Annotated in this window: 6 protein-coding genes and 2 riboswitches; of the genes, 3 read left to right on the top strand and 3 right to left on the bottom strand. The window is 37.2% G+C overall.

Annotated features, from left to right (window positions below):
• Positions 1-7 precede the first annotated feature (7 nt).
• A complete protein-coding gene (locus ACM6F9_RS20860; protein ID WP_414847449.1) occupies positions 8-2,233 on the bottom strand; it encodes an outer membrane beta-barrel protein in 2,226 nt (741 codons plus the stop codon).
• 119 nt (positions 2,234-2,352) lie between these two features.
• Positions 2,353-2,450, top strand: a riboswitch (SAM-I-IV-variant riboswitch).
• A gap of 297 nt (positions 2,451-2,747) precedes the next feature.
• Here ACM6F9_RS20860 and ACM6F9_RS20855 point away from each other — a divergent pair.
• Complete coding sequence (locus tag ACM6F9_RS20855) at positions 2,748-5,486, top strand: TonB-dependent receptor plug domain-containing protein (RefSeq protein ID WP_414847448.1); 2,739 nt, start codon at positions 2,748-2,750, stop codon at positions 5,484-5,486.
• A gap of 111 nt (positions 5,487-5,597) precedes the next feature.
• On the opposite strand, the gene ACM6F9_RS20850 is transcribed toward ACM6F9_RS20855, so the two are convergent.
• Together ACM6F9_RS20850 and ACM6F9_RS20845 are read right to left on the bottom strand one after the other, a co-directional pair.
• Positions 5,598-7,865 (bottom strand): aconitate hydratase, encoded by a 2,268-nt coding sequence (locus ACM6F9_RS20850; RefSeq protein ID WP_414847447.1) that lies wholly within the window; start codon positions 7,863-7,865, stop codon positions 5,598-5,600.
• 317 nt (positions 7,866-8,182) lie between these two features.
• Entirely contained in the window at positions 8,183-10,966 is a 2,784-nt protein-coding gene (locus ACM6F9_RS20845; protein ID WP_414847446.1) for a bifunctional aconitate hydratase 2/2-methylisocitrate dehydratase, read from the bottom strand.
• Positions 10,967-11,252: 286 nt separating this feature from the next.
• On the opposite strand from ACM6F9_RS20845, the gene ACM6F9_RS20840 reads away from it, so the two are divergent.
• On the top strand, positions 11,253-12,023 hold the full coding sequence (locus ACM6F9_RS20840) for a WG repeat-containing protein (protein ID WP_414847445.1): 771 nt from the start codon (positions 11,253-11,255) through the stop codon (positions 12,021-12,023).
• 156 nt (positions 12,024-12,179) lie between these two features.
• Positions 12,180-12,270, top strand: a riboswitch (TPP riboswitch).
• 60 nt (positions 12,271-12,330) lie between these two features.
• A complete protein-coding gene (locus ACM6F9_RS20835; RefSeq protein WP_414847444.1) occupies positions 12,331-14,448 on the top strand; it encodes a TonB-dependent receptor in 2,118 nt (705 codons plus the stop codon).
• The last annotated feature ends 92 nt before the right edge of the window (positions 14,449-14,540 follow it).

Here is a 14,540-nt window from a genome sequence, read left to right as displayed (position 1 = left end):
TAAAGAATTATTGTGCCTGCTGCATTACACCACCGTTATCTTCTTTTTTAGTCTGGTTAAGGATATTTGGATCCTCTTTTGCCAGTTTATTTCGTGTAGGAATTTTATAGTTGATAGAAAATCCGAAATTTCTCGTGTCATACTTGCTGCTGATCATTACCGGAGTTCCTGAAGGTGGGTTGGAACGTACCTGCATCATCTGTCCGTTGAAAATATCATTCGCAAAAACAGAAAGCGTAAGACGGTTGTTCATAAACTTCTTCGTCAACGTAATATCCAGAGAGTTGTTGAACGGTTTTTCTGCTGTAAAGTAGAAATACCCTGCCTTTGGAGTCAGATAGCTGTAATTAGCTGTCATCTTGATATCTTTAGGCAAAAGAATCTGAGTCATGATGTTAAAAATCCAGAATCCTTTATTATTCAGATTGTCGATTTCATGTTTCTGATAACCAGCATATAAATACATGAAGTTAATTTTATCAGGATTGAAATCAAATTTCATAATCTCACTCAAAGGCTTACTGAAAATCATAAAAGGAACCGGTAATCCTACGTTGAAGTTGTGAATTTTCATATTCGAAATGTTCACCTGCTCGTTGTAAAGTTTTCTTCCGTCTTTTCTGATGATCTGTGCTACCTGGTTGCTTGCCGAACTTACACTATATCCGATAAATGCATAATCAAAAGCCGAAATTTTCAATTCATAATTATCAAAAATAGTAGGTTGTAGATTTGGGTTACCATTCACTTCCGTACTCGGTCCTGAGAATGTCACGTTATTCGGATTCAGGGCAGAAATACTTGGTAAGCTGATTTTTCTGTTATAGTTTGCAGCAATATAAACCTGATTCATCATGTTATACTGTACACTTGCATTCGGGAAAAGTTTAAACTTATTGAAAGGAATCAAATTAGCCTCTACCAATTTCGCATCTTTATCAAAATATCTTGTTACCCCGGAAATATCATAGTTTTCAGCACGGGAACCTAAAGTGAAATCAAATTTTTTCAATTTAGCCTGGAATTCCAAATAAGTTGAAGCCGTTTGTCTCTGATATTCAAGGTTGGTTAAGCCAAAACTTTTCGTATCATAATCCTGTTTCTCATACAATCCTCCTAAGCTAACTTTCCCTCCATCAAGAAGTTTGATTGGCTGTGCATAATCTACTTTAAAGTTTGCAATATTCATTACAGATTTATTGTTCAGAATATCTTTTAAACCATTGGTAGGGCTATCAAGAGGTTCACTGGGATAATTTACAAATGTCCCATCCTGAAAGTAATTATCCTGAGCAAACTTACTGTCAGACCTTGTATAGCCAAACTGGAAATCAAGTTTTTGAGATTTATCAGCAAAACGTTTCTGATACGTTACCACGGCTTCCTGTCTCAAAGTATTGGTATGGGCAACATCCGAAGAAGTATAAAAAGCTTCTCTTAAATCCTTCAGATTTCTCTTGAAAGGCAAATCTCCATGACCGTCACTTAAAGTATAATTGTCGTTATTATTGTGATAAATATCGTAGTTTAATAATAATCTGTCTTGTCCTAAATCAAATGTCAATCCTGATTTTGCAAAATATCCGCGTGCATATCTATCGGTATGGCTGCTCAAAAGTTCGTCCTGTTGGCCATTCAGCATACTTTCACGATAATTTTGCCCCACATTCAGCTGCCATCCGAAATATTTATTTCTTGCATTTAAGTTAACAGAGTTTGTGGTTCTGTTTCTGAATTTATCATAATTCGTGAAAGAATAATTCCCCGAATACGTAGCCGTTAAATATTTATTGGCATTTTTATTAGTGATGATATTCATGATAGCTCCTCCGGAAGTTGCCGGAAACTCAGCACCAGGCTGAGTGATCACTTCAATTCTTTCTACAGAATTGGCAGGCATTCCTTCAAGGAAGGAGTTCAATTCATTGGATGTGATATTTAGAGGTCTTCCATTAAGATATACTTCAAGCATTTTTCCCTGATACATCATCCCTGCAATGTCGGTAGATACAAGTCCTGGCAGCTTTTTAATTCCTTCCAAAACATTCCCGTTATTCAGCTGAGGTTGTTCGGAAAAGTCAAAAATTGTACGGTCGGCTTTTTGTTCAACGGCTTTTTTAGTTTTTGTGATAACTACTCCTTCAATTTGTTTTTCCTGAGGCTTATTGTTTTTTTCCTGAGAGAAAATAAAGACGGAGCTTAATAAGGATAATGCGAAAATCGTTTTTTTCATAATGTTTTTACTGATATCCGGTTAGACGCTGAAAAAGATAAATTGTTACTTTAAAATTGTGAAAATCGAAAAATTAAGCTAAAATTTTTTTTATTTCCGAAATAATTATATCTTTGCCGGGTAATTATCAAGAATCTCTAGATGGGATAGCAACCTGCAAAAACAAGCAAGGTGCTGCAATCGATAAGCCGGATCTTCCGGAAAAAATGTTTATCATTCTATCATTACCCATCTTGAATTTTTGTTTTAAAGTTAGAACCAAATGTTTAAAGACAAGGGAAATCACCTTACATCAGTTATTTTTTATTCCTCGGATCATGAAGTGAATCTTCATTATTCTAATATGTTTTCATGCCATTTCTATATGCGCATGTGTTGTTGCTGCTAGCACTTTCTATTTCTAAAAAATAATACAAACATTTCGAGCATCTATGGTAACCTTACAATTTAAGGCTACAGGATTTGTATTGCTCAAAAAACAATTTTTAACAACAAAAAGTAAACAACAATCAACATGCATAATTTCAAAACAAAAATATTTGTTCCTTCTTTCGCACTTATCTCTACATTTTATTACGCACAAACGGACACTTTACAATCAAAAAAAATAGAGGATGTAGTGATCCTTGGATCAAGAGGTTCCGGAAGATCATTGACGGAAACCCCTGTTCCGGTCGATATCATTAACATATCAAAAATTTTAAAACAAAGCCCGACGAACAATATCAGCCAGGCTTTGAATTATATAGTCCCATCATTTTCATCCACATCACACACGGTGAACGATGGAACTGACTTTGTAGATCCTGCTCTATTAAGAGGATTAGGACCAGATCAGGTTTTGGTTTTGCTTAATGGAAAAAGACGATATCAGTCTTCATTAATTAATGTTACCCTTACACCGGGAAGAGGCTCTGTGGGAACTGATCTTAATGCTATTCCCGCTTTTGCTTTAGAGAAAATTGAAGTTTTAAGAGATGGTGCTTCTGCTCAATATGGCTCTGATGCCATTGCAGGAGTCGTTAATCTGGGACTGAAGAAAAGATTAGGACTTTCCGGACAGGTATTTCTAGGAGGGTATGCTTCTCCTGTTGCCAATAATTTCTCAGGAGGAGTAGATGGACAAACCATTTCTGTAGATCTTAATTATGGAGCAAAAATTGGAAAATCCGGATTTATTAACGTTACGGGTTCTGCTCAATATCGTGATCCTTATTCCAGGGCGGGAGTAAGAGAAGGAGATATTTTCAATGCTTATAATGCTATTAATTACAGAGCACTGCAGGACGGAGTTAATATTGATGGTTTGTATAAAAACATTACCAATACGTCCAACACCCAGCAGATTATCAATACGGTAAAACAGTATGCGACTAAGGTTGGTTATTTTGGAACTGATTTTCAGTCTCAGATCTCAGGGGCAAATAGTATTTCTGACCTTCAAAAAATATTAGGTAAAGATTTTACTTCCCAGGAACTTAGCTACAGAGGATTGGAGAGAAAAGATTTCAGCCTGAGAGCCGGACAGTCTAAGTTACAATCGGGGCAGCTTTTCTTTAATTCCGAAATTCCTGTGAATGAAGACTGGAAGGTTTATTCATTTGGTGGTTATAGCTATCGTCTTGGAAATGCCGGAGGTTTTTACAGGCTCCCAAATACGGAAAGAAACATCAATGTGGTAACGCCAAACGGATACCTTCCTCAGATTGAAGCAGCCGTAAATGATTATTCACTTGCTGCCGGGATTAAAGGAAAATGGAATGGCTGGAATGTAGATTTCAGTAATACTTTCGGGAAAAATACCTTTGGTTTTGGAGTGGTAAATACCTTTAATGCATCGCTTACAGACAGCTCTCCAAGAACTTTTGATGCGGGAGGATCTGAGTTTTCACAAAATACAGTCAATCTGGATTTTTCCAAAAAATATGATGTCCTTAAAGGATTGAACATTGCTTTCGGTGCCGAATACCGACACGAAAATTATAAAGTAAATGCAGGAAAAGAAAATTCTTATGCTTCTTACGATATTTATGGGCGTGTGGTAACCGCCAAAACCCCTGAAAATGAAAAGGTAACCGATTTCTTCGAAAATATAAGACCAGCCGGAGCACAGGTTTTCCCAGGATTTAGTCCGGAAAATGCAGTATCAGGAAACAGAAACAGTATTGCAGCTTATGCCGATGCAGAGCTTGAAGTGACCGATGGATGGCTGTTGGAAGGAGCCTTACGATATGAAAATTATTCAGACTTCGGTTCTACATTCAATTATAAAGTGGCAACCAATGTAAAGCTGGCTCCCAATCTGAACTGGAGAGGAGCTGTTTCCACTGGATTTAGAGCGCCTTCATTGGCTCAGATCTATTATAGTTCTACTTCTACACTTATTCAGCAGGGGAAAACAACACAGGTGGGAACTTTCAGGAATAATTCTGAAGCAGCACAGGCATTGGGTATACCAAAATTAAAACAAGAAACTTCACAATCTTACAGCACAGGAATTACATGGAAAATTCCTTCACTAAGCCTGACTTTCACCGCAGATGCTTATTTAATAAAAATTAAAGATAGGGTAGTGCTTACAGATCTGTTTTCCCGTCCGGATAAGGTCATAACTTCTGATGATCAAGTGCTGCAAAATGCTTTTGATCTTGCACGAGCCAGCTCTGCAAATTTCTTTGCCAATGCGGTAGACTCTCAGACAAAAGGGTTGGATATTACGATTTCTCAGAACTCAAAAATCTCATCAGGAATTTCCTTGGAGAATAATTTAGGAGTTAACTTTAATCAGACCAAAAGAATTGGAGATATTCATGCATCACCTAAATTGGTAAGCCAGATCGATAATTATTTCTCAGAACCGAATAGAGTATATTTTGAAGAAGCTGTACCGCGCATAAAAGCTACTTTGTCTAATACTTTAAGAGTTTCCGGACTTACTTTCGTACTGCGTAATTCTTTCTTTGGAAAAGTGACAGATGCAGATGTTTTAGATGCTAATTTTGATGGAGTAACAGGGAGTACAGAGCATTTTGTTCTTAATAACCGCTTCGTGACAGATTTATCTGTAGGATATGATTTTAATAAAAATATTTCAGCAACTATAGGAAGCAACAATATATTGAATATACTGCCGTCCAAAAGCCCGAATATAAGTTCATTAACAGCTGATAACCAATTTGTATATTCCAGACAGGTTTCCCAGTATGGTATTGGAGGAAGGTTCTTGTTTGCAAGAATTGAATTCAGATTTTAAGTTTTGGGTAAAGCCAATTAGCCTGCGTTATTGAATATCTAAATTACAGTTAAAACACAAAAGCGGCTTCGAAAGAAGCCGCTTTTGTGTTAATTAATCTAACAGTTAATCTTATTTTTCCTGTTGTTTGATCAGATTCAAAGCAGAACCAGCTTTAAACCAATCAATTTGCTGGTCATTGTAAGTATGGTTTGCCATGATGATGTCTTTAGTTCCGTCAGCATGAACGAATTCTAAAGTCAGTTGCTTTCCTGGTGCAAACTGGTCAAGATCTAAGAAATTAACCGTGTCATCTTCCTTGATTTTATCATAGTCAGACTCATTAGCAAAAGTGATTCCAAGCATCCCTTGTTTCTTAAGGTTAGTTTCATGGATTCTCGCAAATGATTTTACTAATACAGCTTTCACACCAAGGTGTCTAGGCTCCATGGCAGCGTGCTCTCTTGAAGAACCTTCACCGTAGTTCTGGTCTCCTACAACAATTGTTGGAACGCCTGCCGCTTTGTAAGCTCTTTGTACAGCCGGAACTTCACCGTATTCACCGGTTAATTCATTTTTAACTTTATTGGTTTCCATGTTGTAAGCATTTACAGCTCCAATCAACATGTTGTTTGAAATATTATCAAGGTGACCTCTGTATTTCAACCATGGTCCAGCCATCGAAATGTGGTCAGTAGTACATTTTCCGAAAGCTTTGATCAATACTTTAGCTCCTTCAATGTTTTTACCATTCCAAGCCGGGAATTCTTCCAGTAACTGAAGCCTGTCTGAGGTAGGGCTTACGTTAACAACAACGCTTGAACCATCTTCAGATGGAGCCTGATATCCGTTATCATCTACCGCGAATCCTTTTGAAGGAAGTTCGTAACCTTTAGGCTCGTCAAGTTTTACCTGCTCACCTGCTTCATTTGTTAAAGTATCTGTAATCGGGTTGAAGTCTAATCTTCCTGAGATCGCTACAGCGGCTACCATTTCAGGAGAAGCTACAAATGCATGGGTATTTGGGTTACCATCCGCTCTTTTGGCGAAGTTTCTGTTGAAAGAGTGAATAATAGAGTTTTTCTCTCCTTTTTCAGCACCTTCTCTGTCCCATTGTCCGATACAAGGTCCACAAGCGTTCGTAAAGATTCTTGTGTTTTCAAATTTTCTGAAAGAGTTTAAGAAACCATCTCTTTCTGCTGTGAATTTCACCTGCTCAGAACCAGGGTTGATTCCTAAGATAGCTTTAGGTTTTACCCCTTTTGATACCGCATCCTCTACAATGGAGGCTGCTCTTGATAAATCTTCATAAGAAGAGTTGGTACAAGAACCGATAAGAGCCCATTCAACTTCTAAAGGCCATCCGTTAGCCTCAGCTTTAGCTCTGAATTCAGCAACTGGAGTTGCTAAGTCCGGAGTGAAAGGTCCGTTTAAGTGAGGAGTAAGTTCAGAAAGGTTAATTTCTATTACCTGGTCGAAATATTGTTCAGGGTTAGCATATACCTCAGCATCACCTGTTAAGTGTTCAGCAATTTTATCAGCGGCATCTACTACATCCTGTCTTCCTGTAGCGGAAAGATATCTTCTCATAGAATCATCATACCCGAAAGTAGAGGTTGTAGCCCCGATTTCAGCACCCATGTTACAGATAGTACCTTTACCTGTTGCTGAAAGAGATTCAGCACCTTCACCGAAATATTCTACGATACATCCTGTACCCCCTTTTACGGTAAGAATTCCTGCTACTTTTAAGATAACGTCTTTTGCAGAAGTCCATCCGCTCATTTTACCGGTTAATTTTACCCCGATAAGTTTAGGCATTTTAAGCTCCCAAGCCATTCCTGCCATTACGTCTACTGCATCAGCTCCTCCTACACCGATTGCTACCATTCCCAGCCCTCCTGCATTTACAGTGTGAGAGTCAGTACCGATCATCATTCCTCCAGGGAAGGCATAATTTTCCAGTACAACCTGGTGAATGATACCTGCTCCCGGTTTCCAGAATCCTATTCCATATTTATCACATACGGAACTCAGGAAGTTGAATACCTCAGAGTTTTTGTTGATCCCTTCCTGTAAGTCTTTGTCAGCACCTACTTTCGCCTGGATCAGGTGATCTGCGTGTGCAGTTGATGGAACTGCTACTTTAGCTTTTCCTGCCTGCATGAATTGTAAAAGAGCCATCTGTGCAGTGGCATCCTGCATGGCTACTCTGTCTGGTGCGAAGTCTACATAAGAGTTTCCTCTTTCATATGCCTGTGTAGCATTTCCTTCCCAAAGATGGGTGTAAAGAATTTTTTCTGAAAGGGTAAGAGGTTTTCCCACAATTTGTCTTGCCACAGCAATTCTTTCCGGGTAACGCTCGTACACTTTTTTGATCATATCAATATCAAAAGTCATATCGTATTTTAGTTTTGTTCTTGTTTCCGTTAAAGCTCCTTTTTCTGATGTTGAAAAAGAAAAATCACTTTTTATATATCAAAAAACGTTCCTATAATCCGTCAATAGGGGTAATTTGGATTCAAAAATCAATAGATTTTATAACTCTCAATTTAAGAAAAAATAGAACTTATTTTCCCGATTTTTTCGAAAAAAAAACGTAACTATCTTAAAATAGAAACGTTCTAAACAAAAAATTGGAAGATTTTAAATCCTAAAGGACCAAAATCTTCCAATTATATACTATTTAATAGTCTTGCGACGTATTTAATACTCTATTAGTGAGCGCTTGTACTTGTCAGTTCTTTAATAGAAGGTACAAATGTCGTAAGGTCAATACCTTCAACAGCAGCTTTATATTCATCAATGCTAGGAATTCTTCCAATAATTGCAGAAAGAACAACAACCGGAGTTGAAGCTAGTAGAGATTCTCCTTTTTTACGTTCAGAATCTTCCACTACTCTTCCCTGGAAAAGACGGGTAGAAGTCGCTAAAACAGTATCTCCTTTAGCTGCTTTTTCCTGGTTACCCATACAAAGGTTACATCCAGGACGCTCAAGGTACATTACGTTTTTGTATTCAACACGAGCTTCTCCTTTTGGAGCATTATCATCAAATTCAAAAGCTGAATATTTTTCTAATAATTCCCAGTCACCTTCTGCCTTTAATTCATCAATGATGTTATAAGTAGGAGCTGCTACCACAAGAGGAGCACTAAATTCTACTTTTCCTTGTTGTTTTTCAATATTTCTAAGCATTTGAGAAACAATCTTAAGGTCACCTTTGTGAACCATACAAGATCCTACGAAACCAAGGTCCACTTTTTTCTCACCTCCATAGTAAGAAAGATCTCTGATGGTATCGTGAGTATATCTTTTGGATACATCGTCGTTGTTTACATCCGGGTCAGCAATCATAGGTTCTACAATTACATCAAGATCTACAACTACTTCAGCATAATATTTAGCGTTGGCATCCGGAGTCAAACCTGGTTTTTCTCCTGATCTGATCTCTGCAATTCTTTTGTTTGCTTTGTCAATAAGTCCCTGAAGAACTTTATTGTGGTTATCCATACCTTTGTCAATCATGATCTGGATTCTGCCTTTTGCAATTTCCAGTGATTCAATCAAAGTATTATCCTCAGAAATGTTGATAGAAGCTTTTGCCTTCATCTCAGCAGTCCAGTCTGTAAATGTGAATGCCTGGTCAGCAGGAAGTGTTCCGATGTGAACCTCAATGATTCTACCCTGGAATACATTTTCTCCTCCAAACTGCTTCAACATCTGAGCTTGTGTTGCATGTACCACATCACGGAAATCCATGTGTTCTTTCATGTTTCCTTTGAAAGTTACTTTCACAGATTCAGGAATTGGCATAGATGCTTCACCCGTAGCCAATGCAAGAGCAACAGTTCCTGAGTCAGCTCCGAAAGCCACTCCTTTAGACATTCTTGTGTGAGAGTCACCTCCAATGATGATTGCCCACTCATCTACAGTGATGTCGTTAAGAACTTTGTGGATAACGTCAGTCATCGCGTGGTATTCACCTTTCGGGTCACGGGCTGTAATCAAACCGAACTCGTTCATGAACTTCATTAGTTTAGGAATGTTAGCCTGAGCTTTTTTATCCCAAACTGAAGCGGTGTGACACCCTGATTGGTAAGCACCATCTACAACTGGCGAAATCACTGTTGCAGCCATTGATTCAAGTTCCTGAGAAGTCATAAGACCTGTCGTATCCTGAGAACCAACGATATTTACCTGTATACGAACATCAGAACCGGCGTGTAATACTTTTCCTGGAGTAGTTCCTACAGCATTTCTGTTGAATATTTTTTCTACAGCTGTAAGTCCTTGTCCTTCGTGAGAAATTTCTTTTGATGGAGCAAAAACAGCAGGAGCTTCAATTCCTAAGAGCTGAGCTGCAAATGTCTGTAATTTTTTACCAAATACGATCGCGTAAGAACCTCCCGCTTTGATGAATTCCATCTTTTGCGGAGTGAAAGATCTGGTAAGGTCGATCAATTCTTTATCTCCGTTGTATAATTTCTTTTCTTTTGTATTAATTGTTAATACAGTTCCTGTCGCCACTGAATAAGCTTCTTCAAGAACGATATCACCATTTTCGTTACGAATTGGGTTTCCGTTTTCGTCAACTTTCTTTACCCAGTTTTTAAGGTCAACACCAATACCTCCGGTAACGTCTACTGTGGTAAGGAAGATCGGAGAAATACCGTTTGTTCCTCCTACAATTGGAGCAATGTTTACAAATGGTACATATGGGCTTGCTTGTTTCCCTGTCCAAAGAGCAACGTTGTTTACTCCAGACATTCTGGATGAACCTACACCCATTGTTCCTTTTTCAGCGATAAGCATAACGCTTGCATCAGGATGCTGTGCCTGCAAAGCTTTGATTTCTTCCTGTGCCTGAGGAGTGATCATACATTTACCATGAAGCTCACGGTCAGATCTTGAGTGAGCCTGGTTACCTGGGGAAAGTAAATCTGTAGAGATGTCTCCTTCACCAGCGATAAACGTTACTACTTTAATTTCTTCAGCAACTTCAGGTAGTTTAGTAAAGAATTCAGCTTTTGCATAGCTATTGATGATTTCTTTTGCAAATTCGTTACCGCTATTGAATGCTTCTTTCAGACGGTTGGTATCCGCTTCATAAAGGAAAACCTGTGTTTTAAGGACTTCTGCTGCTGCTTTAGCAATTGCAGGATCGTTACCTAGAGCAAGATCAAGCAATACTTCAATGGAAGGACCACCTTTCATGTGAGATAACAGTTCAAAGGCATATGCAGGAGAAATTTCTTCTACTACGAATTCACCTAGAATAATTTCTTTTAAAAATTTTGCTTTTACTCCTGCAGCACTTGTAGTTCCAGGTAGTGTGTTGTAAATGAAAAACTTAAGAGAGTCTGATCGGTCAGCATTACCTGAATCTTTTATTTGCGAAATGATCTCGCTTAGTAATTCAGCACCATCAATTGGCTTTGGATGAAGCCCTTGGGTTTTTCTTTCTTCAATCTCTTTGATGTAATCCTTATAAATATTCATAATAGAAGGTCTTTCAACATTAAAGGTAGGCCTGCTTCTTCTTTACCGGTCTGTATAAAACAGTTAATGACATTTTGAGTTTTCGCTTTTTGACGCAACATTAACCGAATAAAGTCAGCATAATCTACACTTTCTTAAAAGTTTTTTAAAATTATCAAATAATTCAAAATGTTCCCAAAATTACGAAATTTTACTATTTTATGGAGATGAAATTATTTAGATTCTTTATAAATATGTATTTTATAATATCTATTTTTGGTCGTACTTTTGCAGGCATATGATGAATATGAAAAATATACTGACTGTTTTATGCATTTTTACTTCGCTTTTTGCTTTTTCGCAGACGAAATCTGTGAAGAAAATTACGGTGAAGAAAGTTGCGAAAAACCCCATTCAGAAAGGAACTTCAGCGAATAAATCTAATCCTGATCTGGTGGTAATCAAGAAAGATCTTCCGGTTTTGATTCCTAAAAAGAAAGGAGATCAGTTTGGGTATGTGAACCAAAACGGGAAATTTATTATTCAGCCGGAATACCATATTGCTGTATTTTTTTATGAAGACTGCAATCTTTTGAATTCTCCTAATGAAAAAATCAGAAAATTTGGAACAAAAGACTATGCCACAGTAGAAAAGAATATGATTTCTTACCGTATAGATCAGTCCGGAAAAAGAGTATATCAGTTCAAAGAATCAGATTTTGGAAAATGTAAATTTGAAGAATATAAACAACAGTTATTTCAGGCTTACATTCTGAATGGCTTCTATGGAATTATTGAAAAGTCAAAATTTGTGAATGCTGCTGATTACAGACAGTTTCAGATCTATCCTCAATACCAGTATCTTTTTATTCTGGAGGGAGATGATGTAGCTAATCCAATGATTGTGGCTTCCAATAATGATAAATTTGGAATCATTGACATTAACAATAAAATCATTGTTCCCTTCGAATATGCCAATATCAAAAGAAACTTCAGCTGGAAACTGGGTAAGATGTTTGAAGTCACCAAAGACGGTTCGAATTACTACTATATTGACGCAAACAATAAAACTTACTAAAGAATTATAAATGATGAATGATGAATGATGAATGATGAATGATGAATGATTCATTTGATAACTCCTATTTTTCATAGTGTTTTTTATAATCGCGTAACTCATTACCCTATACCTCGAAACCCGAATCCCAATTCATATTTTTTTTGTAGTTTTGCGACTGAAATAAAGGGGTGCTTTAACAGGCTGAGATTATACCCAATGAACCTGGAACAGGTAATGCTGTTTAGGGATGCGTCTTCATAGAACGCTGAATTGTATAATATCTTATCGATCCCCTTTTATTCATTAAATGTCAAAGATTTATAGAATGAAAGGATTATTTTTTTTAGGGCTTAGCATAGGTGCTGTAGCTTTTATCCAGGCTCAGAATAAAGATTCTCTGAAAATCAGAGAAATTGAAGCCGTCAACTTTACCAAAAGACTTCCGGTAGCCAAGGAAATTATCAATGTACAGAAAGATTTAGATGGCAAAAACTTAGGACAGGATCTCCCTATTCTTTTAAAAAATCAAACCTCCATTATTTCTACTTCAGATGCGGGAAATGGAGTAGGGTATACAGGTTTTAGAATCCGGGGAGTTTCAGGTTCTGCCATTAATGTAATGATGAATGGTGTTCCTTACAACGATTCTGAAAGTCAGGGAACATTTTTTGTCAACGTTCCGGATTTAACAAGTTCTGCTTCACAGATTGTCATTCAGAGAGGAGTAGGAACTTCCAATAATGGTGTTTCCGCTTTCGGGGCAAGTATCAATGTGCTTTCTAAAGATCCGGAGGAGAAATTTTACTTTAAAACCGATGATAGCTATGGTTCATTTAATACCTATAAGTATTCTGCTGAAATAGGGTCCGGAAAATTCTGGAAGAACCGTCTTTCTGTAATGGGAAGATACACGCATATTCATTCTGATGGTTATATTGACAGGGCTTCTTCCAATCTGCATTCTTATAATTTCACTGCTTTATTTGAAGAAGGAAATACGAAAATACGTTTAATGGCTTTCGGAGGAAAAGAAAAAACCTACCAGGCGTGGAACGGGATTGACCGTAAAACATGGGAGACTGATCCTAAATTCAATATTTCAGGAGCGATTTACGATGCCAATTGGGACAAAATCGTAGGTTTCTATGACAATGAAACGGATAACTACAGACAGAACCATTATCAGTTGCTTTGGGAACAGAAGTTCAGTGACCGTTGGAATCTTGAAACCACATTCCATTATACAAAAGGAAGGGGTTATTACGAAAATTACAAACAGGGAGATCCCTTTTCAAGATATAATCTGCCAGATATAACAGAAGGCGGACAGATTATAAAATCTTCAGATTTTATCAGAAAGAAATGGTTGAATAACGATTTCTATGGAATGGTTTCTACCCTTTACGGAAAGTTTGAAAATCTGGATCTGAATTTTGGGGCAGTAGTCAATCAATATTACGGAAGACATTATGGAAATGTAACAGGAGTATTTTTTCCTCAGATTGATGAAAGCGAATATTACAGAAACCGTTCAGTAAAGAATGAGGTATCCGGTTTTGCAAAAGCTTTACTAAGAGTAGATAACTTTGAATTTTTTGGTGATTTGCAACTTAGAAAAATCAATTACAATACTAAAATCCTGATGGCAGGTGATGGTGAAGGCGCTGATTTGAGTAAAAACTGGCTGTTCTTTAATCCTAAAGCTGGTGTGAATTACAGAATTGACGGAGGTAAAATATTTCTTTCTTATGCTCATGCCCACCGTGAACCCAACAGAGATGATCTGATGGCCAATAATGATGTGAAGGCTGAAAAACTTCACGATATTGAAGCAGGTTTTGAAAAACAATTCGGAATTGTATCACTTACTGCGAATGTTTACTATATGTATTATGTAAATCAGTTGGTTTTGAACGGAGAACTTAATAATGTAGGAGCGTTTATCAGAACCAATTCCGGGAAGAGTTACAGAAGAGGTGTTGAAGTTGGTGCTTTGGCTAAATTATCCAAGCAATGGGAAGTTTCAGGGAATGTAACGCTAAGTCAGAACAGAAACCAGGATTTCAATATCCAAAATGGAGATGTTCCTAAAAGCCTTGGGAATACACAGATTTCTTTTTCTCCAAATGTTATTGCCAATTTAAGTTTGAAATTTAACCCTACCAAGAATTTCCAGTTTGTATTAATGAATCAATATGTGGGAAAACAATATCTGGACAATACAGAAGATGCTAACCTTCAGCTTAAAGACTATTTCCTGACAGATTTTAATGCGCAGTACCAGTTTAAAATTGCCAATAATGAAATTGCTTTAAAATTATTGGTGAATAACCTTTTCAACAAGAAATATGTGAACAACGGATCTGTTTATGACGGTCAGCCGTATTATTTTTCACAGGCAGGAACCAACTTTATGTTTGGGGTGAGCTGGAAAATACAGTAGTAATTCAGAAAATTTTTCATTTGAATATTTAAAATTCTGATATATAATAAATTGAAGGCCACAAATGTGGTCTTTTTTTTCATTATACAGAG

Source organism: Chryseobacterium sp. IT-36CA2 (assembly GCF_949767875.1).
GTDB lineage: Bacteria > Bacteroidota > Bacteroidia > Flavobacteriales > Weeksellaceae > Chryseobacterium.
The sequence above is the reverse complement of the archived record's forward strand: the minus strand, read 5'-3'. Positions and strand labels throughout refer to the sequence as shown.